The organism is Hydrogenophaga sp. PML113, from assembly GCF_001777155.1.
Taxonomy (GTDB): domain Bacteria; phylum Pseudomonadota; class Gammaproteobacteria; order Burkholderiales; family Burkholderiaceae_C; genus Hydrogenophaga; species Hydrogenophaga borbori.
In genome coordinates this window covers 37,341-59,404 of record NZ_MIYM01000010.1, presented here as the reverse complement: position 1 = coordinate 59,404, position 22,064 = coordinate 37,341, and the positions used below count along the sequence as shown (strand labels likewise).

General features: G+C 71.2%; 24 protein-coding genes. 9 read left to right on the top strand and 15 right to left on the bottom strand.

What is annotated here, in order from left to right:
* The first annotated feature begins 36 nt into the window (after positions 1-36).
* Entirely contained in the window at positions 37-765 is a 729-nt protein-coding gene (locus BHU06_RS17905; RefSeq protein WP_070400670.1) for a 2OG-Fe dioxygenase family protein, read from the top strand.
* Positions 766-917: 152 nt separating this feature from the next.
* On the opposite strand, the gene BHU06_RS17900 is transcribed toward BHU06_RS17905, so the two are convergent.
* From BHU06_RS17900 to BHU06_RS17885, 4 genes are all read right to left on the bottom strand, one after another.
* Entirely contained in the window at positions 918-1,421 is a 504-nt protein-coding gene (locus BHU06_RS17900) for a DnaJ family molecular chaperone (RefSeq protein ID WP_139147104.1), read from the bottom strand.
* Complete coding sequence (locus BHU06_RS22595; protein WP_070400572.1) at positions 1,406-2,167, bottom strand: hypothetical protein; 762 nt, start codon at positions 2,165-2,167, stop codon at positions 1,406-1,408. Before BHU06_RS22595 ends, BHU06_RS17900 begins: the two co-directional genes overlap by 16 nt.
* Before the next feature lie 11 nt (positions 2,168-2,178).
* The gene (locus BHU06_RS17890) at positions 2,179-3,048 is read right to left on the bottom strand and encodes a DUF2167 domain-containing protein (RefSeq protein WP_070400571.1); all 870 of its coding nucleotides are present in this window, start codon (positions 3,046-3,048) and stop codon (positions 2,179-2,181) included.
* Positions 3,049-3,142: 94 nt separating this feature from the next.
* On the bottom strand, positions 3,143-3,676 hold the full coding sequence (locus BHU06_RS17885) for a cupin domain-containing protein (RefSeq protein ID WP_070400570.1): 534 nt from the start codon (positions 3,674-3,676) through the stop codon (positions 3,143-3,145).
* Positions 3,677-3,769: 93 nt separating this feature from the next.
* On the opposite strand from BHU06_RS17885, the gene BHU06_RS17880 reads away from it, so the two are divergent.
* The 4 genes from BHU06_RS17880 (at position 3,770) to BHU06_RS17865 (ending at position 7,081) form a co-directional block, all read left to right on the top strand.
* A complete protein-coding gene (locus tag BHU06_RS17880) occupies positions 3,770-4,333 on the top strand; it encodes a DUF2889 domain-containing protein (RefSeq protein ID WP_070400569.1) in 564 nt (187 codons plus the stop codon).
* A 5-nt stretch (positions 4,334-4,338) separates the two neighbouring features.
* Positions 4,339-5,238, top strand: coding sequence for a LysR substrate-binding domain-containing protein (locus BHU06_RS17875; RefSeq protein ID WP_070400568.1), 900 nt, complete (start codon positions 4,339-4,341; stop codon positions 5,236-5,238).
* A gap of 106 nt (positions 5,239-5,344) precedes the next feature.
* A complete protein-coding gene (locus tag BHU06_RS17870; protein WP_070400567.1) occupies positions 5,345-6,082 on the top strand; it encodes an SDR family NAD(P)-dependent oxidoreductase in 738 nt (245 codons plus the stop codon).
* A 102-nt stretch (positions 6,083-6,184) separates the two neighbouring features.
* Positions 6,185-7,081 (top strand): cytochrome c, encoded by an 897-nt coding sequence (locus tag BHU06_RS17865; protein ID WP_070400566.1) that lies wholly within the window; start codon positions 6,185-6,187, stop codon positions 7,079-7,081.
* A gap of 28 nt (positions 7,082-7,109) precedes the next feature.
* Here BHU06_RS17865 and BHU06_RS17860 read toward each other — a convergent pair whose 3' ends face one another.
* The 5 genes from BHU06_RS17860 to BHU06_RS17840 form a co-directional block, all read right to left on the bottom strand.
* Positions 7,110-7,646, bottom strand: a complete 537-nt coding sequence (locus tag BHU06_RS17860) for a DUF6622 family protein (RefSeq protein WP_070400565.1) — start codon at positions 7,644-7,646, stop codon at positions 7,110-7,112.
* A gap of 183 nt (positions 7,647-7,829) precedes the next feature.
* Positions 7,830-9,017, bottom strand: a complete 1,188-nt coding sequence (locus BHU06_RS17855; RefSeq protein WP_070400564.1) for a serine hydrolase — start codon at positions 9,015-9,017, stop codon at positions 7,830-7,832.
* An 8-nt stretch (positions 9,018-9,025) separates the two neighbouring features.
* Complete coding sequence (gene bktB, locus BHU06_RS17850; RefSeq protein ID WP_070400563.1) at positions 9,026-10,210, bottom strand: beta-ketothiolase BktB; 1,185 nt, start codon at positions 10,208-10,210, stop codon at positions 9,026-9,028.
* 74 nt (positions 10,211-10,284) lie between these two features.
* Positions 10,285-11,061 (bottom strand): SDR family NAD(P)-dependent oxidoreductase, encoded by a 777-nt coding sequence (locus BHU06_RS17845; protein ID WP_070400562.1) that lies wholly within the window; start codon positions 11,059-11,061, stop codon positions 10,285-10,287.
* Positions 11,062-11,087: 26 nt separating this feature from the next.
* Positions 11,088-11,753 (bottom strand): RluA family pseudouridine synthase, encoded by a 666-nt coding sequence (locus BHU06_RS17840; protein WP_070400561.1) that lies wholly within the window; start codon positions 11,751-11,753, stop codon positions 11,088-11,090.
* Between the two features lie 58 nt (positions 11,754-11,811).
* Here BHU06_RS17840 and BHU06_RS17835 point away from each other — a divergent pair, with 58 nt between their 5' ends.
* Both BHU06_RS17835 and gshA read left to right on the top strand, forming a co-directional pair.
* The gene (locus BHU06_RS17835) at positions 11,812-12,798 is read left to right on the top strand and encodes a tRNA-dihydrouridine synthase (RefSeq protein WP_070400560.1); all 987 of its coding nucleotides are present in this window, start codon (positions 11,812-11,814) and stop codon (positions 12,796-12,798) included.
* A gap of 34 nt (positions 12,799-12,832) precedes the next feature.
* Positions 12,833-14,401, top strand: coding sequence for a glutamate--cysteine ligase (gene gshA, locus BHU06_RS17830; protein ID WP_070400559.1), 1,569 nt, complete (start codon positions 12,833-12,835; stop codon positions 14,399-14,401).
* A 20-nt stretch (positions 14,402-14,421) separates the two neighbouring features.
* On the opposite strand, the gene BHU06_RS17825 is transcribed toward gshA, so the two are convergent.
* The gene (locus tag BHU06_RS17825; protein WP_070400558.1) at positions 14,422-14,904 is read right to left on the bottom strand and encodes a hypothetical protein; all 483 of its coding nucleotides are present in this window, start codon (positions 14,902-14,904) and stop codon (positions 14,422-14,424) included.
* A gap of 138 nt (positions 14,905-15,042) precedes the next feature.
* On the opposite strand from BHU06_RS17825, the gene ylqF reads away from it, so the two are divergent.
* On the top strand, positions 15,043-15,984 hold the full coding sequence (ylqF, locus tag BHU06_RS17820; protein WP_070400557.1) for a ribosome biogenesis GTPase YlqF: 942 nt from the start codon (positions 15,043-15,045) through the stop codon (positions 15,982-15,984).
* A 21-nt stretch (positions 15,985-16,005) separates the two neighbouring features.
* Here ylqF and BHU06_RS17815 read toward each other — a convergent pair whose 3' ends face one another.
* From BHU06_RS17815 to BHU06_RS17795, 5 genes are all read right to left on the bottom strand, one after another.
* Entirely contained in the window at positions 16,006-16,704 is a 699-nt protein-coding gene (locus BHU06_RS17815; RefSeq protein ID WP_070400556.1) for a hypothetical protein, read from the bottom strand.
* Position 16,705: 1 nt separating this feature from the next.
* Entirely contained in the window at positions 16,706-17,788 is a 1,083-nt protein-coding gene (locus BHU06_RS17810) for a hypothetical protein (RefSeq protein ID WP_070400555.1), read from the bottom strand.
* Positions 17,789-18,126: 338 nt separating this feature from the next.
* Entirely contained in the window at positions 18,127-18,717 is a 591-nt protein-coding gene (locus BHU06_RS17805) for a thioredoxin fold domain-containing protein (RefSeq protein WP_070400554.1), read from the bottom strand.
* A 20-nt stretch (positions 18,718-18,737) separates the two neighbouring features.
* Positions 18,738-19,160 carry an RcnB family protein gene (locus tag BHU06_RS17800; RefSeq protein WP_070400553.1) on the bottom strand — a complete coding sequence of 141 codons (423 nt, stop codon included), beginning with the start codon at positions 19,158-19,160 and terminating at the stop codon, positions 18,738-18,740.
* A gap of 101 nt (positions 19,161-19,261) precedes the next feature.
* Positions 19,262-19,750: a TerB family tellurite resistance protein gene (locus BHU06_RS17795; RefSeq protein ID WP_070400552.1), complete on the bottom strand. Its 489-nt coding sequence runs from the start codon at positions 19,748-19,750 to the stop codon at positions 19,262-19,264.
* 204 nt (positions 19,751-19,954) lie between these two features.
* Here BHU06_RS17795 and BHU06_RS17790 point away from each other — a divergent pair, with 204 nt between their 5' ends.
* Positions 19,955-22,060, top strand: coding sequence for a hypothetical protein (locus BHU06_RS17790; protein ID WP_070400551.1), 2,106 nt, complete (start codon positions 19,955-19,957; stop codon positions 22,058-22,060).
* The last annotated feature ends 4 nt before the right edge of the window (positions 22,061-22,064 follow it).

The window sequence follows — 22,064 nt, the reverse complement described above, 5'->3', positions numbered from 1 at the left end:
CGGTTGATTTCCTGGGCCTTGGCTTCGGCAATGGCGATGAACTCAGGGCCCAGCCCTGCCAACGCCATCGACACCGCCCTGCGCGAGCGCGGCGTGGGCCTGCTCAGCGGCGAGGACAGCGCCGCCTGGATCGGCGTGCCGCTGGCCGATCTGCGCGCGCTGGAGCCGCATTGGGACCGGCTGGCCCCCGACGCCTACCTGAAGGACGGCGGCCGCTACCGCCAGCGCCGCCACAGCTGCTTCGTGGTGGACGGCGAGCGCGTGGCGCTGGAGCCGCACCGCGCGCACTGGCAACCGGTGGAATACAACGCCCTGCACGGCGGCATGCAGCGCTGGTTCGAGCCCATGGAGGCCGCGATGGCGAACGCGCCCGCCTGGTCGCTGCTGCTGCGGCGCCTGGCGGCGGCGGCCAGCGCCTTGCGTGGGGAGCGGCCCTGGTATGTGGAGGCGCACCCCTTCCGCATCGACACCACCGACGGCATCGGCCGGCCCACGCCCGAGGGGGCGCACCGCGACGGCGTGGACCTGGTGGCGGTGTTCCTGGTGCGACGCCACGCCATCAAGGGCGGCGAAAGCCGGGTGTTCGAGGCCAACGGCCCCAGCGGCCAGCGCTTCACCCTGCGCGACCCCTGGTCGCTGCTGCTGCTGGACGATCAGCGCGTGATCCACGAAAGCACGCCCATCCAGCCCGACCCGGCGGACGGCCACGGCTGGCGCGACACGCTGGTGGTGACGCTGCGGGCGGGCGGTTTTCAGGGCGACTGAGCGCGGCGCGTCCCGTCATGGTCGGTGGCCCCATCGGGCGCTTGACGGCCTGGGCGCGCCGGCTCAAGGCCGACGCCATGACCCTGTGGTTCGCGCGCCGCCACCCCGGCACGCCGTCCGCCGCACTCAGGTCGCGGTCCGGCCGGCCGGGGTCAGGGCGGCGAGTCGGTGATGCTGCGGTCCGCGCAGGCCTGTTGATAGGCCCGGTTGATTTCCTGGGCCTTGGCTTCGGCAATGGCGATGAACTCAGGGCCCAGCCCTGCGACCTTGTCGGGGTGGTACTTGCGGATCTTGCGCTTGTAGGCGGCCTTGATGTCGCCGGCCGGGGCCGTCGGACTGACCTCTAGCACCTGGTACCAGGGCGCCGCGGGCGTGTCGCGGGGGGGAGCGTGGGCGCCACCGTCGTCACCCCCGCGCTCGCCGCCGCGGGCAAAGCCCTGGTTCCCGGCGCCGTCGGCCGCTTGCGCGTCGCCGCGAAACCAGGAGGTTTGATCGGCCCCGTCCCGGGTGGGGGGCGCGGGTGCCGCCTGCTGCGGGCCCGCGCCCTTGCCCGTGCCATCCGACAGCTTGTCCATGAAGTGGCGCACCACCAGGAAGCCGGTGCCGGCCGCCAGGGCGAGAAAGAACCACTCCTGAGTGCTCAGGTCGTCAAACATGCCTCGGCCCTTGAGATCCATTGTTGGGTGCTGCTGAGCGCTGGCGCGGCGGCACAGGTGTCGTCCACTTCATGGCCCTGCGTCATGCCCAGCCATTGCAGCCTTTCGCGCAGGCGAATGGCCAGCAGTTCGCGCTCGCCTTCGTCGTCCGTGCGCTTGAGCGTCCGCAGGCCCAGGCCCAAAGCGGAAATGGCGATGCGCTTCTTGTGCACCGCGCGCTTGCCCATGTTCATCAGATAGGCCGGCACGAAGATGGCCTCGACGCAGAGCACGAAGGTGTCGTACCCGCTTAGGCCGAGCCGGTGGCGCAGGGCGACCAGCGCGGCCGTGTTCAGCGTCCACATCAGCAGATGCACCACCACGAAACCGAGCAACACCAGCGTGAACGGCAGGTGGAACGACACCGCGGCCAGGCAGGCGGTGATGAGCATGTAGAAGTAGCCCAGCGCGCTCAGGCCATTGAGCGAGGCCAGGGCCGAGCGCACCAGCGAACGGCCCTGGCGCCACTGCCGCGGCTCGACGTCGCCGAAGCAGCGGGTGGTGATCAGCGCCCGGTCGAACAGGTTCAGAGGATTGAGCAGCACGACCTCGCGGCGCGCTGCGGTCAGCCGCGCGCTGGCGTCGTACCGGAAGGCCCCCCGGCGCCCGAAGCGCAGCAGCTCGCAGCCCGCCGGCACGAAGACCAGGTTGTCGGCCAGCAGAAAGCCGGCCACGACGAGCCAGAACAGGGCGATTTCGTGGGGCACGGGCGGCGGGCTCAGGACTTCTTGCTGCGGCCCAGGAAGCGCTTGATGCCAGCCCACAGCGCGGCCAGCCCGCCCAGCACGGCAATGCCGAGCGCTTTGAGCCCGCCCTTGCTGGTGGCCACGGCGGCCGCGCCGCCCAGGACCAGCGCGCCCAGGCCGTAGGCCGCCACCTTGTCGCCCTGCTTCCAGTCGCTGTACTTCTCGCCGGAGACGTAGTTGAAGCCGCCCAGGGCCGTCTTGAAATCGGCGAGGTCGCGCTCCACGGTGTCGGGCGAGGTCACCAGCACCACGTTGGTGTAGCCGCTGCGGCCCAGCACCTTGGTGCTGACGTTGGCGTGCATCTGCTGGGTGCTCTCGTCGCGCAGCAGCGTGCCCCATTCGAGACGCTTGTTCTGGGCGTCGTAGCGCGGCGCGATCGCCCAGCCGGTGAGCGTGAGCACCGGGTAGCCCTGCTTGCGGCGCTCCTCGGACTCGCGGCCGTTGTTGTCCTTGAGTTGCTTCAACAGCGCGTCGGCGTCGATCGTCTCGTCGTCCTTGACGTAGCCCTCGGGGGCGAAGTTCAGGATGGCGAACCAGTCGGTCTGCGTGCTGGCCACCGTGTACGCCCCGCGCTGGGGCGGGTTGCCGTTGAGCTGGAGGAAGGTGTCGGTGTCGGCCGGGTTGAGGAAGGTGTACTTCTCGTTCGCGGCGAAGGTGGCCTTGCCGGCGATGTCGCCGACCTGCCCCGGCGTGTACCAGGACAGCGAGGCCAGCTTTCGCTGCATCTCCGCCTGGGCGGCGTCCTTGTCCTGCGCTTGCGCCAGTGTGAGCGCGCCGGCCGCCAGTGCCAGGGCGCTGCCCAGCGCCAAGCGGACCAGGGCCGAGTGGTATCGGTTTGTCATGGGTATCCCCTCCCTTGAGGAATGTGCTGTTATGGGCGGCGGGTTATCCGCCGAAGGCGCCGACGCCGTCAAGGCGCGAACGATCGGCGCGCTCTCAAACCCCCCCGGTGGGGTGCGTCGGGTCGACCCACAGCACCGTCTGTGGCTTCTCCACCGGTTCGATGTCGAGGTTGACCGCTACCGCCTGGCCGTCGCTGCGGCACAGCACGCACTCCAGCACCTCGGTGGGGCTGGCGTTGATTTCCTGGTGCGGCACGTAGGGCGGCACGTAGATGAAGTCGCCCGGGCCGGCCTCGGCCGTGAACTCCAGGTGCTCGCCCCAGCGCATGCGCGCCCGGCCCTTGACGACGTAGATCACGCTTTCCAGGTGCCCGTGGTGGTGGGCACCGGTCTTGGCGTCGGGGTGGATGGTGACGGTGCCGGCCCAGAGCTTCTGCGCGCCCACGCGCGCGAAGTTGATCGCGGCCTTGCGGTCCATGCCCGGGGTGGAGGGCACATTGCCGTCGAGCTGGTTGCCCGGGATCACGCGCACGCCGTCGTGCTTCCAGCGGGCGCCCTCGGGCGGGTGGCCGTGGTCGTGCGGGTGGTCGTGGTCATGGGAATGGTCGTGCGGGTGATCGTGGGCCATGGCGCGCTCCTCGGGGGACAAGACACCAGTGTGCCAGCGCGTGCGGCCCGTTGACCCGACAATTGCGGGTTTTCCCGCACCCGGAGAGCCGCCTTGCCTTTGCCCACCCCCGCTCCGCGCACGCCCATGCACACCCGCCGCGTCACCTACCAGGGCTTTCGCCGCGACGATGGCCTATGGGACATCGAAGGCGAGCTGCACGACAGCAAGCCCTTCGACTTCGAGATCCGCGGCGAGGGCCACTGGGCGGCCGACGAGCCCATCCACCACATGCGCATCCGCGTGACCTATGGCGAAGACATGGTGATCCGCGACATCGCCGTCGCCATGGACGCCTTCCCGCACGGCCCTTGCCCGAGCATCCTGCCCAACATGCGGCGCATGGTGGGCGAGGTGCTGGGCAAGGGCTGGCGCCAGACCATCCAGCGCCACCTGGGCCACACCGACGGCTGCACCCACCTGCGCGAGCTGCTCTACAACCTGGCGACGGCGGCCATGCAGACCCGCGCCGGCTCGTTCGCGCCGCCCGGCGACGGCCGCCCGCCCGCTCACCTGGGCCAGTGCGTGTCCTGGGACTTCGACGGACCGGTGGTGGAGAAGGTCTACCCCATGTTCTTCCGTTGGCGAGCGCAGCCGGTGCCCGCCAAGGGCAGCTGAGACGGATGGACCGGCTCGACGACCTGATGGCGTTTCTGCGCGTGGCCGATGCCGGCGGGTTTTCGGCGGCCGAGCGCAGCACGGGCGTTCCGAAGTCGCGCCTGAGCCGGCGCATCGCCGCGCTGGAGAAGGAGCTGGGCGTGCGCCTGGTGCAGCGCTCGTCGCACGCTTTCCACCTCACCGACGTGGGCGAGCGCGTCCACCGGCACGCCCGCGCGATAGCCGACGAGGCGAACGCCGTGCGGGCCACGGTGAGCGAGGCGCAGGCCGAGCCGAGCGGCCTGATCCGCGTGAGTTCCTCGCTGCTGCAAGGCGAGCTTTTCCTGGCGGGCTGGCTGGCCGAGTTCATGAACCGGTACCCGAAGGTCACGGTGTCGCTGGACCTGTCGAACCACTACGTGGACATGCTGGCCGAGCGCATCGACCTGGCGATCCGGGTGTCGGCGGCGCCGCTGGCGGCGGCGGATCTCGTGGCCCGGCCGATCGGCACCGGGCGCATGGTGCTGGTGGGCCACCGGGCCCTGGTCGAGCGCCACGGCGCGCCGCACTCCATCGCCGAGCTCGGCGGCTATCCGTTGATCGCGCAGGTTCAGGGCGAGACCGTTCGCCCCTGGGTCTTTCGTGGACCCGACGGGCACGAACTGAACTACCAGCCGCAGGCCCGCTTCGTCAGCAACAACCTGCTGGCCTTGCGCGAAGCCCTGTTGGGCGGCGCCGGTGTGGCCCAGATCCCGCGCGAGGCCTGCATCGACGCACTGCGCACCGGCGCCTTGGTTGAACTGCTGCCCGGGCTGGAGCCACCGGCGTCCACGGTGTATGCGATTTACCCCAGCCGGCGCGGGCTGGCTTTCGCGGTGCGCACCCTGATCGACTTTCTGCAAGAGCGATTCCGCGGCGGCGCCTGAAGGCGTTCCATTTCTGGAACCCCGTGTCGCGTTGGGGCGGACTACCCGCGCCGCGGGGCGCTGACTATCGTTGGCTTTCTCTCTCAATCGTGGAAAGGAAGCGAACATGAAGTTGTCTGGAAAAGTCGCCATCGTCACGGGTGGCTCGCGCGGCATCGGCGCGGCCATCGCGCGCCGGCTGGCGACCGACGGCGCACGGCTGGCCTTGATCTACCGCGACAACGGCGCGGCGGCCGCCGCCACGGTGCAGGCCATTCGGGCCAGCGGTGGCGAAGCAGAGGCTTTTCGGGCCGACGTGGCGGATGAGGTGGCGGTCGAGTCGGCCCTGCGCGAGGTGGCGGCCCGTTTCGGGCGCGTCGACGTGTTGGTCAACAACGCCGGCGTCTTTCACAGCGAACCGGTGGGCCGGATCAGCCGCCAGTCCTTTCAGAACCAGTTGCTCACCAACGCCTGGAGCGTGCTGGCCAGCACGCAGGCGGCGCTGGACCACTTTCCCGCTTCGGGTGGTGCCATCGTCAATGTCTCCAGCAGCCTGGCGGTGCGTCCGGAGCCGCAGACCGTCAGCTACTCGGCCAGCAAAGCGACGGTCGACAGCCTGACGCTCGGTTGTGCGATCGAGCTGGGCGCGCGCGGCATCCGCGTCAACGCCGTGGCACCGGCGGTCACGCGCACCGACATGACGGCCGGATTGCCCGCCGACTACCTGGAGGGCGAAACGCGGCTGACCCCGCTCGGTCGACTGGCGGAGCCGCAGGACATCGCCGATGCGGTGGCGTTCCTGTGCTCGGACGACGCGCGCTGGATCACGGGGCGCAGCATCTTGGTGGATGGGGGCCGGGTCTGAGCGGGGCGCCGCCGCCCCGACGGCGCGCCGAAGGGCGCCGGGGTGCTTGACGGCGCGCCGCAACGCGCATGCAATCGCGACTCCCCACACGAGGAGGCGGAGATGGCGAACAAGCGGCGATGGGTGCGCGCGCTCGGGCTGGGCCTGGGCGCGCTGGTTCTGCTGGTGGCGGCGGCGCTGGCCACCGGGCTGTTTCTGGCCGAGCGCCGCATGGCGCGCCAGGTGGACGTGCCGGTGCAGCCGGTGGCCTACCGCACCGACGCGGCCTCGGTCGAACGCGGGCGCTACCTCTTCAGCTCGCGCGGCTGCGTCGACTGCCACGGGGCCAACGGCGCGGGCCGCACCTTCGTGGACGACGGCGGCCTCACCATCGCCGGCCCGAACATCACCACCGGTCCCGGCGGCGTGGTGGGCGCCTACCAGCCGGTGGACTGGGTGCGCAGCATCCGCCACGGCGTGAACCCGACGGGCCGCGCCCTGATGGTGATGCCCAGCGAGGACTACAACCGCTTCACCGACGACGACCTGGCCGCGCTGGTGGCCTACATCCGTTCCTTGCCGCCCGCGAACGGGCGGGGCGCGGTGGTCCGCCTGCCGCTGCCGGTGAAGGCGATGTACGGTTTTGGCCTGATTCCCGACGCCGCCTCGCGCATCGACCACTCACGGCCGCCGCAGCCGCCCGTGCCCGAGGGCGTGACGCTGGCGCACGGCCAGTACGTGGCCAACATGTGCCTGGGCTGCCACGGCGAGGGCCTGCGCGGCGGCAAGATCCCGGGCGGACCGCCCGACTGGCCGCCGGCCGCCGATCTGCGGCCCGGCCCGGGCGGCGCGATGGCGCGCTACCCCGACCCCGAGTCCCTGATCGCGATGTTTCGCAGCGGCAAGCGGCCGGACGGCAGCGCGGTGCAGGTGATGCCCTTCGGCTCGCTGGGCCAGATGAGCGAGACCGATCTGCGGGCCCTGCACCTGTACCTGAAGGCCTTGCCGGGGCGGGGCTGAGGCGCCGCGCCGGTTGCAGGCGGCCGCTTCAGGCGGTGGCGGGGCGCCAGGCCAGGCGCCACAGGCCCCAGGCCCGGCCGACGAAGGCGCCGGTGAACGCGCCGTACAGCGCCGCGACGCCCAGCGCGTACGGCGCGCCGTCCACCAGCCGCGGCGCCATGGCGAGCTCCACGCCCACCCCGTACTTCACCAGGAAGATGCCGACGATCAGCAGCAGCGGCACGGCGCTGCCCGGCAGGCGGTAGGTGCGGTGCACCGGATCGAACCGCGCCGCCGCGCGCCGGCGCGCGAACAGGGCGAAGGCCAGGGCCGCGGCGGCGAGCCAGGCCGCGACCGCGCCGGCCCGGTGCGGCGAGGCGCTCAAGGCCGACCAGGTGCCCAGGACCGAGAAGGCGGTCATGGCCGCGGGTATGAGCGACACCCGGGCCACGCTGGCGGTGCGCTCGCGCAGCTGGCTGGCGCCCAGCGCCAGAAGGCCCGCGAGCAGGCCCCACACCCAGGCGGGCGTGCCGCGCAGGATGGGGCCGATGGCTTCGGGGTGGTTGGCGAGCAGTTGCAGCAGCATGGGCATCTCCGGCGAGGGACAAGGGGTGGGGTCAGCGGTGCCGCACTGTGCGTCGCGCGCCCGGCCGGGGCCACGCCCTTGCGACGAAACGGCGCCGGGGCGCCGCGAATTGCCGTCCCGGCGGAGTGAACGGGATGGGGTCGTTTGCCGCGCTGGCGCGCGGCGCGGTGCGACCGCCGCGCCTCAGCCGGTCACCGCCGCGTACACCAGGCCCCGCATCACCGTCCGGTAATGGATGCGCTGGTTCGGTGCCTGCGCCATGAAGATCGCGAACAGCCCCAGCGCCGGGTCGACGAAGAAGTGCGTGCCGCCGATGCCGCTCCAGTGGTAGGTGCCCACCGAACCGGGCACGCTGGCTTCGCCCAAGGCGGTGCGCACCGCGAAGCCCAGGCCGAAGCCGTGGCCGGGCGGCAGCAGCGGGTTGTCGGCATGGGCCACGCTGGCGCCCAGGTGGTCGGCCGTCATGAAGGCCAGGGTGTGCGGCGACAGCAGGCGATGGCCGTCCAGCGCGCCGCCGTTGAGCAGGCATTGCAGGAAGCGCGCGTAGTCGTGCGCGGTGGACATCAGGCCGCCGCCGCCCATCTCTAGCCGGGGCCGCTCGCGCGGGTCGTGCATGGGCATCTGCACGCCGCCGTCGGGGTCGTGCCCGAAGGCCTCGGCGATGCGGTGGTGGTGTTCGGCGGGCACGTGAAAGCCCGTGTCGCGCATGCCCAGCGGTTGCAGGATGGTCTCGCGCAGGTGCTCGCCCAGCGCCTGCCCGGTGATCACCTCGATCACCCGGCCCAGCACGTCGGTGGCGCGGCTGTAGGCCCAGGCGCTGCCGGGCTGGTGCGCCAGCGGCAGCGCGGCCAGGCGCTCGCAGAGCTCGGCGTTGGTCTGGTCGCGGCTGCCCAGGCCGGCCTGGGCGTACAGCGCGTTCACGTGGCCGTTGCCGGTGAATTCGTAGGTGAGGCCGGCGGTGTGGCGCAGCAGGTCCTGCACGGTGGCGGGCTGCGCGGCGGGCACCAGCGCCACGCCGTGCGGGCCGGGCACGGCCACCTGCTGTCGCAGGAAGCCGGGGATGTAGCGGCCCACCGGATCGCTCAGCAACAGCCGGCCCTGCTCGACGAGCCGCATGGTCGCCACCGAGACGATGGGCTTGGTCATGGAGTAGATGCGGAAGATCGCATCCGTGCCCATGGGCGTGTCGCGCGCCGGGTCCAGGTGGCCGACGGCCGCGTCCAGCACCACGCGGCCGTGCCGCGCCAGCAGCACCGCGGCGCCGGGCAGGCGGCCGCGGTCCACGTCGCGCTGCAGCGCCTGCACGATGCCCTGCGTGCGTTCGGGGCACAGCCCCAGGTCCGCCGGTGCGGCGGTCGGCAGTCCGTGCATGCGCGGCCTCAGGCGCGTTCGAAGACGGCGGCGATGCCCTGGCCGCCGCCGATGCACATGGTGACCAGCGCGAAGCGGCCCTGTCGGCGCTGCAACTCGTGCAGGGCCTTCACCGTGATGAGCGCGCCGGTGGCGCCGATGGGGTGGCCCAGCGAAATGCCCGAGCCGTTGGGGTTGACCTTGGCCGGGTCCAGGCCCAGGTCGCGGATCACCGCGCAGGCCTGGGCCGCGAAGGCCTCGTTGGCCTCGATCACGTCCAGGTCCTGGACGCTCAGGCCGGTCTTCTTCAGCACGGCCTGCGTGGCCGGCACCGGGCCGATGCCCATGTACTTGGGGTCCACGCCGGCGTGCGCATAGCCCACCAGGCGGGCCAGGGGTTTGAGGCCGCGCGCCTTCACCTGCTCGCCGCTCATCAGCACCACGGCGGCGGCGGCGTCGTTGATGCCGGACGCGTTGCCCGCGGTGACCGTGCCGTTGTCCTTCAGGAACACCGGCTTGAGCTTGGCCATGTCCTCCACCGTGGCGTTGGGGCGGAAGTGCTCGTCGGTGTCGAAGGCGACCTCGCCCTTGCGGCCCTTGAGCATCACGGGAACGATCTGGTCCTTGAAGTGGCCCGATTCCACGGCGCGCTGCGCGCGGCGGTGGCTTTCGGCGGCCAGCTGGTCCTGCTCCTCGCGGCCGATGCCCCATCGGGCGGCGATGTTCTCGGCCGTCACGCCCATGTGGATCTTGTGGAAGGGGTCGTGCAGGGCGCCGACCATCATGTCGACCAGCGTGGCGTCGCCCATGCGCGCGCCGAAGCGCGTGTTCAGGCTGGCATAGGGCGCGCGGCTCATGTTCTCGGCGCCGGCACCGATGGCGATGTCGGTGTCGCCGAGCAGGATGCCCTGCGCGGCCGAGACGATGGCCTGCAGGCCCGAGCCGCACAGGCGGTTGACGTTGAAGGCCGGCGTGCCCTGGGCGCAACCGCCGTCCAGCGCGGCCACGCGCGAGAGGTACATGTCGCGCGGCTCGGTGTTCACCACGTGGCCGAACACCACGTGGCCCACGTCCTCGCCGCCGACCTGGGCGCGCGCGAGCGATTCGCGCACCACCAGCGCGCCGAGTGCGGTGGGTGGCGTGTCTTTCAGGCTGCCGCCGAAGGTACCGATGGCGGTGCGCACCGCGCTGACGACGTAGACGTCTCGACTCATGTGAACTCCAGGGATCGAAAGGGGGAGGGGAAGCCGGCCATGGTAGCGCGCAGGGGCAACAGGGCGGGCGACGCTCAGGCGTCGCGCACGTCGGCCACCGGGTTCTGGCCGAAATCGGCGCGGCCCAGCCAGGCCAGCACGCGGCGGGCCGCGTCCTCGGGCGTGCTGAGCATGCCCTTCTCGCGCAGGTCGACGAAGCGCTGGCGGTCGGGGAAGGCGCTGGCCTCGCCGGCGCGCAGTTGGACCTGCATGTCGGTGTCGATCACGCCCGGCGCCAGCGACACCAGCTTGGCGCCGTTGGGCTGCGGCGCTTCTTCCAGCGCGCAGCAGCGCGTGAAGTGGTCCAGCCCGGCCTTGGCCGCGCAGTAGGGCGCTTGCGAGGCCATGGCGTTGCGGCCCAGGCCGGAGGAGATGTTGAGCACCTTGCGCGGCCCGCCCCAGCCCGCCCGCGCCCAGGCGCGCGTGGCGGCGAGGAAGGCGGCCGTGAGCTGCATGGGGGCCTCCAGGCCCACGCGCAGGGCGGTGCTGAGTCCTTCGGGCGGGCAGTCGCCCAGCGGCGCGATGGCCGGTATCACGCCCGCGTTGTTGATGAGCGTGGCGCTGGCGAGGGCCTTGGGGTCGAGGCCGGCGAGCCAGTTCGCCAGGCGCTCGCGCGCGCCGTGGGTATCGGCGAGGTCTTGCGACCACTGGGTCAGCGGCGCGCCGAGGCGCTCGGCCTCGGCCTGCAGCTCGTCGCTGATCTGGCGCGACAGGCACAGCAGCACGCGGTCGCGCGACAGCAGTTGGCGCGCCATGGCCTGGCCCATGCCGCGCGAGGCGCCGGTGAGGATGGTGAGATGCGATGTCGTCATGTGGCGTGTCTCGTTCGGTTCGGGGTTCAGAAGGGACAAGGGCTGTGCAGTTCGAGCGTGTCGCCGCTGAGCGGGTGCGGCAGGGCGAGCCAGCCCGCGTGCAGCAGCAAGCGCTCGGCCAGGGCGCGTTGTGTCCCGTCCGCGTAGAGCGGGTCGCCCGCGATGGGGTGGCCGATGGCCTGCAGGTGCACGCGCAGCTGGTGGGTGCGGCCGGTCACGGGCTCCAGTTCTAAGCGTGTGACCAAGCCCGTGCGCGGGGCTGGGTCATCGCCGGCCAGCCGCCAGCGCGTCAGGCTGGGCTTGCCCATGCCGTGGTGCACGATGCTGCGCGGCCGGTTGAGCCAGTCGATCATGAGCGGCAGGTCGATGGTCTGCCAGCCATTGCCGGGGTCGGGGTTGTCGAGCCGCCCGGCCACCACGGCGGTGTAGCGCTTGTGCACGCGGCGCTTCTCGAAGGCCAGGGACAGGGCGCGCTGCATGGCCAGGCCGCGCGCCATCACCACCAGGCCGGAGGTGGCCATGTCCAGGCGGTGCACGATCAGGGCGTCGGCCCAGCGCGCCTGGGCGCGCGCGCTCAGGCAGTCCTGCTTGTCCGGGCCGCGGCCCGGCACGGCCAGCAGGCCCGAGGGCTTGTCCAGCACCACCAGGGCCTCGTCCTCGTGCACCACGCGCAAATCGTCGACAACGTCCATGGAGCGCGATTGTCCCCGCCGCGCGGGGGCGGCGGCGCGGCACGGGACAATACGCCCCATGCTGCTGCTCGCTCCCATGGAAGGCCTGCTCGACGCCACCCTGCGCGACGTGCTCACGCGCCTGGGGGGCGTGGACCGCTGCACCAGCGAGTTCATCCGCATCACCAACACCCTGCTGCCCGAGCGCGCGTTCATCCGCGTGGTGCCCGAGTTGCTGAACGGCGGGCGCACCGTGGCCGGCGTGCCCGTGCGCCCGCAGCTGCTGGGCTCCGACCCCGCGCTCATGGCCGAGAACGCCGCGCGCCTGGCCACGCTGCAGCCGCCGGGCATCGACCTGAATTTCGGCTGTCCGGCCAAGACGGTGAACAACAGCCGGGGCGGCGCCGTCCTGCTCGACGAGCCCGAGCTGGTGGGCCGCATCGTGGCGGCGGTGCGGCGCGCGGTGCCGGCGCACATCCCCGTGTCGGCCAAGATGCGCCTGGGGTACATGGACGACGCGCGCGCCGAGGACAACGCGCTGGCCATCACCGACGCGGGCGCGAGCGAGCTCGTGATCCACGCGCGCACCAAGGCCCAGGGCTACAAGCCGCCCGCGCACTGGGAGCGCATCGCGCAGGTGGCGCAGGCGCTGCCCGCGCAGCGGCCGGTGCTGATCGCCAACGGCGAGATCTGGTGCGTGGAGGACGCGCGGCGCTGCGCGGCCGTGACGGGCTGCGAGCACCTCATGATCGGCCGCGGCCAGATCACCGACCCGGGGCTGGCCTCGGCCATCCGTGGCGAGGGCGGCGTGCCCTGGTCGCGCGTGGTGCCGCTGCTGCCGCTGTTCTGGGCCCGCGTGAGCGCGCGCGTGGAGCGGCGCCACCGCGCGGGGCGGCTCAAGCAGTGGCTCAACTACCTGCGCCACCGCCACCCCGAGGCGCAGGTCGCCTTCGACGAGTTGCGCCTACACCATGACCCGCAGGCCATCGAGGCCTGGATCGCACGGGCCCAGGCCGCCTGGGGATGCCGGGAAGCGGCCTCGGCAGAATCCGCGCAGCCGTGTTAACTTCCGGCCCCCGCTTCGCAAGAGTCTCTGCTTTATGTCCGCACTGCAACAACGGCTGGCCGCCCTGGGGCCCGAGCGACTTCGGGGCATGCGCCGCGGCATCGAGAAGGAGAGCCTGCGCTCCTTGCCCGATGGCAAGCTGGCGCTCACCCCCCACCCGGCGGCGCTGGGCAGCGCGCTGACGCACCCCCACATCACCACCGACTACAGCGAGTCGCAGCTGGAGCTCATCACGGGCGTGCACGCCAGCGTGGACAGCTGCCTGGCCGAGCTCACCGAAATCCACCAGTTCGTGCTGCGCGCGCTGCAGGCGCAGGGCGATGAGCGGCTGTGGGTGTCGAGCATGCCCTGTGGCCTGCCGCCCGACGAGACCATTCCCATCGGCCGCTACGGTTCGTCCAACGTGGGCCGCGCCAAGAGCGTCTACCGCATGGGCCTGGCCCACCGCTACGGCCGGCGCATGCAGACGATCTCGGGCATCCACTACAACTGGTCGCTGCCTGGCGTGGACAACGAAGGCTACTTCTCGCTCATCCGCAACTTCCGCCGCCACGCCTTCCTGCTGCTCACGCTGTTCGGCGCTTCGCCGGCGGTGTGTTCGAGTTTCGTCGAGGGCCGCCCCCACGAGCTGCAGAAGCTTGGCGCCAGCGGCACGCTGTACATGCCGCACGGCACCTCGCTGCGCATGGGCCGCCTGGGCTACCAGAGCGAGGCGCAGGGCACGCTGGCCGTGAGCTACAACGGCCTGGAGGGCTATGCGGCCTCGCTGCACGACGCGCTCACGCGGCCCTGGCCCGCGTACGAAACCGTGGGCATCCGCAACCCGGGGGGCGACTACAACCAGCTCGCCACCACGCTGCTGCAGATCGAGAACGAGTTCTACGGCACCATCCGCCCCAAGCGCGTGATCTTCCCGGGCGAGCGCCCGCTGCACGCGCTGCGCGAGCGGGGCGTGGAGTACATCGAGGTCCGGCTGATGGACCTCAACCCCTTCGAGCCCATCGGCATCGATGCGATGACGCTGCGCTTCCTCGACGTGTTCCTGCTGCACTGCCTGCTGAGCGACAGCCCCCCGGACACACCCAGCGAGATCCGCGAGCTGGCGCAGAACCAGCACCTGACGGCCGCGCGCGGTCGCGAGCCGGGCCTGGAGTTGCTGCGCCGCGGCGCGCCCGTGAAGCTCGGCGACTGGGGCCTGGAGATCGTCGAACAGCTGCAGCCCATCGCCGACGCGCTGGACGAACTGGATGGCACCGACGCGCACGCGCTGGCCGTGGCGCACGCGCGCAGCACGCTGCGCCAACCCGACCTGCTGCCCTCGGCGCGCGTGCTGCACGCCATGTCGGCGCATCACGACGACTCCTTCGTCGCCTTCGTGCGCGGGCAATCGGCGCTGACGCACCGGCAGCTGCTGGGCCTGCCCTGGGGCGAGCCGCAGCAGTCGCGCTTCGAGGCGCTGGCCCAACGGTCGTGGGACGACCAGCGCGCCATCGAGGCGGCCGACACCCTGCCTTTCGAGGTGTACCGGCAGGAATACGTGTCCGCGGAGCGGCTGGGGCGCCCGCGCACGGTGGCGGGCCAGGGCCAGGCGCTGGCGGCCTGAGGGCCCGCTCAGACCATCGTTCAGGCCTCGCCGCCGAACTTCTTGACCAGGTTGGCGATGTACTTGTCGACCAGCTTCTCGAACTCCGCCTCGACCACCGGCGCCACCACCATCTTCATCAGGCTGGGCAGCGGCACGTCCACCGTGCCCTCGATGGCCAACTCGATCGCGGTGGACTTCTTCTGGTCGCTGATCTTCCAGTGACCGCCCACCTGGGCGTTGCCCACGCCCTTGACGGGCACCCACTTCACGGTGCCCGTGCCCTTGGCGTCGTTCCACTGGCTGGTGTACTTGCTGGCGTACACGGTCTGGATGTTGACCTGGGCTGTGCCGACCTTCTCCATCTCCCATTGGTAGCTGCCGCCGCCGAGATCGGTGAGCTTCTCGACCTTGGGGAAGTGCGCGACCGAGGCGGGCACGTCCGACAGCAGCTTGAACACATCGGCCGCCTTGGCCTTGACGGCGAATTCGTAGCCGAGGTCGATCTTGACGGTGATGGCCATGGGCGCCTTTCGCGGGGTGGGAGGAGGGACGGGGCATTCTAGGCAGGCCACCCGGGGGCGGCCTACGGGCTTACACCAAGGCACAATGCGCGACCTTCCAGCCCCTTGGCGGCGCGTCCGTTCGCCGCCCGTCTTCCCATGAGCGTCCAGTGGTTCCCCGGTCATATGCACCTCACGCGCCAGGCCATCGCCGAGCGCGTGAAGTCCATCGACGTGGTGATCGAGATGCTGGACGCGCGCCTGCCGGGCTCCAGCGCCAACCCCCTGTTGGGGGAGCTCACCAAGAAGCGGCCCTCGCTCAAGGTGCTCAACAAGCAGGACCTGGCCGACCCCGAGCGCACCGCGCTCTGGCTGGCGCACTACAACGCCCAGCCCGGCACCCGCGCCATCCCGCTCGACGCGGGCGTGGTGGCGCCCGCGCGCGCGCTGATCGCGGCCTGCCGAGAACTCGCGCCGAACCGCGGCGGCATGGTCAAGCCGCTGCGGGTGCTGATCTGCGGCATTCCCAACGTGGGCAAGAGCACGCTCATCAATACCCTGGTCGGCAAACGCTCGGCCAAGACCGGTGACGAGGCCGGGGTGACCCGCACCGAGCAGCGCCTGGTGCTGGCCGACGACTTCTACCTCTACGACACGCCGGGCATGCTGTGGCCGCGCATCATCGTCCCGCAGAGTGGCTTTCACCTGGCGGCCAGCGGGGCGGTGGGCCGCAACGCCTACGACGACCAGGAGGTGGCGCTGGAGTTGCTGGACAACCTCAAGCTCGCCTATCCCGCGCAGCTGCTCGCGCGCTACGGCTTCGGCCTCACGGCCGAGGCGCTGGCCCAGGCGCCGGCGGAAGAACTGCTCGAAGCCATCGGCCGCCAGCGCGGCGCGCTGGTGAGCGGTGGGCGCGTGGACGCGCAGAAGGCCGCCGAGCTGGTGATCGGCGACTTCCGCGCCACGCTGATGGGGCGCATCACGCTGGAGACGCCCGAACAGTACCTGCAATGGCTGCGCGCGGGACAGGCGGCGGACGCGCAACGCCGCCAGGAGCGGCTGCAGGAGCGGCGGCCGCCGCGCGGGCCGCGGCGGCGCTGAGGTGTCGCGGCCGCCGGGGCTTCATTGGCTGCAGGACAAGATCCACTGTCCGTTGGTGAAGATCACGCGGTCGTTCCCCCACACGGAATACTGGATCTTCTCGCTGGTCGCGGCTTCGAAGTCCCGGGTGGCGCCTTGCTCCACCCAGGCATCGCTCCACACCGCCATCTCTGGCGTATAGGCCCGGTGGCCTATCCACCGCAGGTAGTAGGGCTTGAACTGGTTGGGCCCGGCATTGCCTATGTTGCCCGGCTCGGAACCCATGGGGTAGAACAAGGGGCCATCGCTGTTCGTGATCAGGGTGCCGCCCACGGTGTTGTTGGTGCCCTGGTTGGCGATGGGCCAGGTCCATTCCTGTCCGCAGGTGGACGAAAAGAAGAGCCGCGGCGTGAAGTAGAAGAACAACCGGGGCTTGGCCTTGTTCACGGTGAGCGTCCCGGTGTACGTGGTGCCGCCGACCACCGCCTGGATGACCGCGCCCGGGCTCAGGCGCACCGTGGCGGTCTGCGTGACCTGCGCACCCACCGGCACGTCCAACCGGGCCTGCGCGAACGACAGCTGCTGGACGTTGGTGATCGTGAGGTGGTTGATGCTCACGCCCGCGGCCCACGCGAAGGGGGAGGCGAGCAGGAGCAGCAGCAGCCACCGCCAGGGCCGCTGGAGAAGGCCCTGGACGAGCGGCCGCGCGAACCAGGGAACGAAGCGAGGGACGAGGCGCATGTCAGAACCCCACGGCGTTGAAGCTGACCAGGGTGAGCGAGGCGTCGGCCATCACCACGACCACGGACAGCACGAGGGGAACGGCCGTCAGGTCGACCTTGGCGAGCGCGCGCGAGGGCAGTTCGCGCGGGCGCTGAAAGACCTCGTCGAGGCGGCGCACATCGCGCGTCTGGCGCAGGCCCGTGCCGGCCGCGCAGCGCGCCGTGGGGTTGCTGCCCAGTGGAACGTCCACGCCGACCACCAGGCTGGTGCGGGCCTTCATGCCCGGGGCACCGCCGTCGCGTGCCAGCGCCACGTTCCACATGCCGTGGCGCACGCCGAACGAGAGGCGATCGCCCGCCACGCCGGTGTTGGCGTTGCCCTCCAACTGCCAGCAGCCTGGCAGGGAATGGGTATAGCCCAGGCCCGCGGTGGTGCGGCTGTCCTTTTCGCCCGAGCCGTCCTGGAAGTGGTAGCGCAGGGTTTCGCGGCCCAGCGAGAGCTTGAGCTCGGCGTTGGCCCAGGGGCGCAGGCCCATGCCCACGTTGAAGCCCTGCAGGCGGCCGGGCGCGATTTCGCGCGGGTCGACGAGGAAGCGGATGAGCGTGGGCGATTCCTCCACCATCACCGCGTCGGGCACGTCGGGCTTGCGCGCGCGGGCCATGTAGACGCTGCCGTTGAGCTGCGTGAGCCAGGCACCTTCATCGAAGCGTTTAATCACGCGCGCCAGCGCCGAGGCCTGGTCGACCGACACGTCGGCGGGGCCGGAATAGAACGGGTAGGTGTCGGTGTCGCGCAGCCAGCCCAGCGACAGGCCGACGTGCAGGTCCTTGCTGGGCGAGTACAGGCCGTTGAGCACGGCCTCCTGGTGCTCGATGCTGGCCATGAAGTTGCCGCCCACGGCCCACTGGTCGTTGAGCAGGCGGGCGTAGTCGACGCCGCCGCGCAGGCCGCGGCCGCCCCCCCAGTCGCGCCCGATGCTGGCGTTGAGCCGGGTGTCGGGCGATTCGCTGCTGTACTGGGCGCCCGAGTCGTTGAGGCTCAGGCCGCCGGCCTGCACCGCCGGGTGGGCTTGGCTGGCCTGCCCCGGTCGCCGGTCGGGCATGACCGGGCTGCCGTCCGCCGGGGGCCGGGGCGCCTTGGGCGAAGCGCCGAACGGGGAGGCGGCCGGGACGGGGGCCGCTGGGCCGGGATCGGCCTGGGCACAGCAGGGCGCGATGGCCAGCGGAGCCGCCAGGGCCGCCATGGCCCACGGTGGAAGCAAGGGACGAGGCATGGAGCGATCGATGAACAGTTGGTGGGGCACCGCCCGAAAGCGGTAGCGGGCGTCCACCAAGTTTCAGCCGATCGGCCTACTTTCTAGATACTCCCTTGGCACTAATTGATTAAGAATCCGTTGCGTCTGGCGGCCATGCCCGCACGTTCGCCGCCTGACCGGTTTTTTTACTGCCCGCCCAGGCCAATGAAGCTGGCCAGCTGCCCCGTGGGCATGGCGCCAGCCACGGTGCGGGCGCCATTGCCTTTCGGGTCGCGCGCCACGATGAAGGGCACCGATTCCGCACCCAGGCGCGTCAGCAGGGCCGTGTTGTGCTTGATGGCGGCTTCCAGTTCGGCCGGCACGCTGGCGGAAGCGGAAATGCCGCCCTGGCCGGTGCTCAGGCTTTTCTCGTGGGTCGCCATGGCCTCGGCCGGGTTGGCCGCGCCGAGAATGGCCGCCCCTTGGGGCAGGCTCTTGGCGTTGAGCAGGGCCACAGGCAGCCAGACGAAGCGCGCCTGGCGCAGCAGGGGCTGCGACGACTCCCACAGCGCGGCGCAGTGCGGGCACTGCGGGTCGAACAGCACATAAACGGTCTGGGCGGCCATCATGGCGCCCACGGTGAATCCCTTGCCTTCGGCGGCGAGCACCTGCAAGGCCTGGCTGTGGTCGATGGGTGGGGCCGGCGGCGCGGCATCGGGCTCGCGCGAACAGGCGGACAAAAAGCCCATGGCCGCAAAAGCGGCCATGGAGGAGAGGAGGGCGTGGCGGCGTTTCATGCCGCGATGGTAGTGCCGGATCAGTTGCTGAGGATGGCGTGGGCGATCAGGCCGGTGGCGGCGGCGATCAGCAGGAATTCGCCATTGACCTGCACCCAGTGGTGGCCGCGCGGCGGCTGGTACAGGCGTGGGTTGTGCTGCACCACGATGTAGCGGCCGCCGCGGTACTCGCGGGGCAGGTACTGGCCGCGCTGCCAGCGCGGGGCGGGGCCGTAGTAGTAGTGGTTGCGGTTCACGATGCGCACGTCGCGCGGACCGTGCTCGAAACGCGGGCCTCGGTCGAAACGGGGGCCGCGGTCGTGGACATGCCGATCGACGTGGCGCTCGGCGCGCGGGCCGTCATGGCGCGAGAAGCCGCGGTGGTCGTCGCGGGCCAGGGCGGCGGTGCTCATGGCGAGCGTGGCGGTGGCGACGGCGATGGAGATCAGCGAACGGGCTTTCATCTCGGTCTCCTTTCGGGAGGTGTTGTTGAGCCTTCATCGTGCCCAGGCCGTGTATCGCGCCGGTAAACCGGTTGCGGCGCCACCGCAAAGATTGTGTGGGTTCACGGCAGCACGTCGTGCCCCGACGGCGGTCCCGCGTGCTGCGCGTGCAGCTTGGCCGCGATGTACTCGCCGTGCGTGACGTGCAGCAGCCCCGCGACCTTGCGGATGACCGCGTTCTCGTGCACGTCCAGGTGGGCGTCGGCGTAGGCCACGGCCCACATGGCCTCCACCATGGTCACCTTCTGCGCGTGCGTGAAGCGCTCGTTGAGCAGGCGGGTGAAGCGCTGGTAGTCGTAGGCGGTGCGGGCGGTCTCGTGGGCCAGCTCGATCAGGCGCTGCAACTCGTCGTCGCTGAGCTGGAACTGGCGGCGCAGGGCGCGCAGCACGGCGGCGTACTCGCCCTCGTGCACCTCGGGCGCGGCGCGCATCACCTCGACCAGCAGCACGGCGGTGGACAGCTGCAGGGTGTGCTCGTCGAGTGGCGTGTCCGCCGGGGCGGCGAGCTCGCCGGTGAGCCGCTCGATCAGGTCTTTGACGGTCTTGAACATGACATCTCCATGGCCAGGGATGGAGCGGGGTGACCGGCGGAGGTTCCGCGGTCCGGCGCGTCGCGCAGGCGACAGACCACGGTACGCCCGGCTCAGGGAAAACGCCAGACCCCCCTGGTGCGCGCGCCACGGCAGGCCTATAACCGCCGCTCGGAACAGCACCCGGCCCCCGAGCCGCCCCGCGGCTCACCCAGGAGACACGCCATGAACCTGCTTCGCGCGCGTTCGACCCGTTGGATTCCTTTGCTGGCCCTGTGGCCGGTGCTGGCCCTGGCCGACGGCGTGGCCGTGCGCTACGACGCCACTGCGGCCCCCTTCCCCAGCAACCGCTGGACGGTGCCCGACTTCGGCAACGCCACACTGCGCCGGGTGAACCTGCCCAAGCCCGACTGCGCCGCGCGGCCCAGCGACTGCGCCGACATCGACGTCATCAACACGCTGGACGGCTTTTCCACCCAGCCGCGTTTCACGGTGCCGTTCACGGGCGACATCGACCCGGCGTCGGTGGGCAGCGACAGCATCTACCTGGTCAACCTGGGCGACGTGCTCACCCTGCGCGGCTTCGGCCAGAAGGTGGGCATCAACCGCGTGGTGTGGGACCCGCCGAGCAAGACCCTGGCCTTCGAATCCGACGAGCTGCTGCAGGAGCGCTCGCGCTACCTGCTGGTGATCACGAACGGCGTGCGCGACGCCAGCGGCAAGAAGATCAAGTCGGCCAGCTTCCTGGACGGGCGCGATGCGCAGCAGCGCGAGTTGCGCGACGCGCTGCCGATGGCGCGCGGCGGCGGTCGCAACGTGGTGGCGGCCTCGCTGTTCACCACGCAGTCGGCCACCGGCGACCTGCTCAAGATCCAGCGGCGCATCAAGGCCAGCACGCCCGCGCCCATGAACTTCATGGTGGGCAACGGCGGCAGCGTGCGCGCGCTGTTCCCGGTGGCGGGGCTGCAGGGCATCCAGTTCAACCGCCAGACCGGCACGGCACCGGCGTTCACGCCCAGCTTCCTGCCCACGCCGGCCCTGCAGGTGGTGCCGGGCGCGGTGGGCCAGGTGGCCTACGGCCGTTTCGACTCGCCCTCGTACCAGAACGCCGCCAAGGTGATCCCCGCGACCGACACGCTGACCGGCGCGCCGCGCCTGCTGGGCAGCGAGACGCTGACGGCCCAGTTCTTCCTGCCCGCCGGACCCAAGCCGGCCATGGGTTGGCCGGTGGCGATCTTCGGCCACGGCTTCACCGACAGCATGTACGGCGCGCCCTGGACGGTGGCCTCGGTGCTGGCCTCGCAGGGCATCGCCACGGTGTCGATCAACGTGGTGGGCCACGGCGGCGGCGCCCTGGGCACGCTCAATGCGCTGCCCACCGTGGGCGCGCCGGTGCAGATCCCCGCTGGCGGGCGCGGCATCGACCAGGACGGCAACGGCAGCATCGACAGCACCGAGGGCGTGAACGCCGCCGCGCCGCAGACCATCGTCAGCAGCCGCGACGGCCTGCGCCAGACGGTGATCGACCTGATGCAGCTGGTGCGCCAGATCGAGGTCGGCGTCGACGCCGACGGCGACGGCGCGCCCGATCTTGACCCCGGCCGCATCTACTACGCCGGCCAGTCCTTCGGCGGCATCTACGGCACCATCCTGCTGGGCGTGGAGCGCAACATCAAGGCTGGCGTGCCCAACGTGCCGGGCGGCTCCATCACCGAGATCGCGCGCCTGAGCCCCGCCTTTCGCATCCTCACCGGCCTGAGCCTGGCCACGCGCCAGCCGGTGCTGCTGAACCTGCCGCCCACGCCCGAGCGGCCGGTGCCGCTGAACTTCGACGAGAACATCCCGCTGCGCGACCAGCCGCCGCTGGTCAACACCGTGCCGGGCGCCATGGCCATCGCCGAGCTGCTGGACCGCAACCAATGGGTGCAGCAGTCGGGCAACCCGGTGTCCTACGCCGAGCTGATCCGCCGCGACCCGCCGGCGGGCCACGCGGCTAAGCCCGTGATCGTGCAGTTCGCCAAGGGCGACGTGACCGTGCCCAACCCCACCAGCAGCGCCATCGTGCGCGCGGGCGGGCTCAAAGACCGCGTCACCTACTACCGCAACGACCTGGCCTTCGCCGCCAATCCGGGCATCCCCAAGAACCCGCACACCTTCCTCACCAACATCGGCATCGCGGCGGCCGCGCCGCTGGCGGTGGCGGCGCAGACCCAGATCGCGGTCTTCTTCGCCAGCCACGGCGCGACGGTGATCGACCCCGACGCCGGCGGGCCGCTGTTCGAGGTGCCTATCCAGGGCGATCTGCCGGAGGGGCTGAACTTCATCCCCTGAACCG

Bases quoted from the DNA above. Each gene is read 5' to 3' on its own strand.
- BHU06_RS17905 (WP_070400670.1), top strand. From the start codon at position 37: ATGAACTCAGGGCCCAGCCCTGCCAACGCCATCGACACCGCCCTGCGC.
- BHU06_RS17900 (WP_139147104.1), bottom strand. From the start codon at position 1,421: ATGTTTGACGACCTGAGCACTCAGGAGTGGTTCTTTCTCGCCCTGGCG.
- BHU06_RS17890 (WP_070400571.1), bottom strand. From the start codon at position 3,048: ATGACAAACCGATACCACTCGGCCCTGGTCCGCTTGGCGCTGGGCAGC.
- BHU06_RS17885 (WP_070400570.1), bottom strand. From the start codon at position 3,676: ATGGCCCACGATCACCCGCACGACCATTCCCATGACCACGACCACCCG.
- BHU06_RS17875 (WP_070400568.1), top strand. From the start codon at position 4,339: ATGGACCGGCTCGACGACCTGATGGCGTTTCTGCGCGTGGCCGATGCC.
- BHU06_RS17870 (WP_070400567.1), top strand. From the start codon at position 5,345: ATGAAGTTGTCTGGAAAAGTCGCCATCGTCACGGGTGGCTCGCGCGGC.
- BHU06_RS17865 (WP_070400566.1), top strand. From the start codon at position 6,185: ATGGCGAACAAGCGGCGATGGGTGCGCGCGCTCGGGCTGGGCCTGGGC.
- BHU06_RS17860 (WP_070400565.1), bottom strand. From the start codon at position 7,646: ATGCTGCTGCAACTGCTCGCCAACCACCCCGAAGCCATCGGCCCCATC.
- BHU06_RS17855 (WP_070400564.1), bottom strand. From the start codon at position 9,017: ATGCACGGACTGCCGACCGCCGCACCGGCGGACCTGGGGCTGTGCCCC.
- bktB (WP_070400563.1), bottom strand. From the start codon at position 10,210: ATGAGTCGAGACGTCTACGTCGTCAGCGCGGTGCGCACCGCCATCGGT.
- BHU06_RS17845 (WP_070400562.1), bottom strand. From the start codon at position 11,061: ATGACGACATCGCATCTCACCATCCTCACCGGCGCCTCGCGCGGCATG.
- BHU06_RS17840 (WP_070400561.1), bottom strand. From the start codon at position 11,753: ATGGACGTTGTCGACGATTTGCGCGTGGTGCACGAGGACGAGGCCCTG.
- BHU06_RS17835 (WP_070400560.1), top strand. From the start codon at position 11,812: ATGCTGCTGCTCGCTCCCATGGAAGGCCTGCTCGACGCCACCCTGCGC.
- gshA (WP_070400559.1), top strand. From the start codon at position 12,833: ATGTCCGCACTGCAACAACGGCTGGCCGCCCTGGGGCCCGAGCGACTT.
- BHU06_RS17825 (WP_070400558.1), bottom strand. From the start codon at position 14,904: ATGGCCATCACCGTCAAGATCGACCTCGGCTACGAATTCGCCGTCAAG.
- ylqF (WP_070400557.1), top strand. From the start codon at position 15,043: ATGAGCGTCCAGTGGTTCCCCGGTCATATGCACCTCACGCGCCAGGCC.
- BHU06_RS17815 (WP_070400556.1), bottom strand. From the start codon at position 16,704: ATGCGCCTCGTCCCTCGCTTCGTTCCCTGGTTCGCGCGGCCGCTCGTC.
- BHU06_RS17810 (WP_070400555.1), bottom strand. From the start codon at position 17,788: ATGCCCGACCGGCGACCGGGGCAGGCCAGCCAAGCCCACCCGGCGGTG.
- BHU06_RS17805 (WP_070400554.1), bottom strand. From the start codon at position 18,717: ATGAAACGCCGCCACGCCCTCCTCTCCTCCATGGCCGCTTTTGCGGCC.
- BHU06_RS17800 (WP_070400553.1), bottom strand. From the start codon at position 19,160: ATGAAAGCCCGTTCGCTGATCTCCATCGCCGTCGCCACCGCCACGCTC.
- BHU06_RS17795 (WP_070400552.1), bottom strand. From the start codon at position 19,750: ATGTTCAAGACCGTCAAAGACCTGATCGAGCGGCTCACCGGCGAGCTC.
- BHU06_RS17790 (WP_070400551.1), top strand. From the start codon at position 19,955: ATGAACCTGCTTCGCGCGCGTTCGACCCGTTGGATTCCTTTGCTGGCC.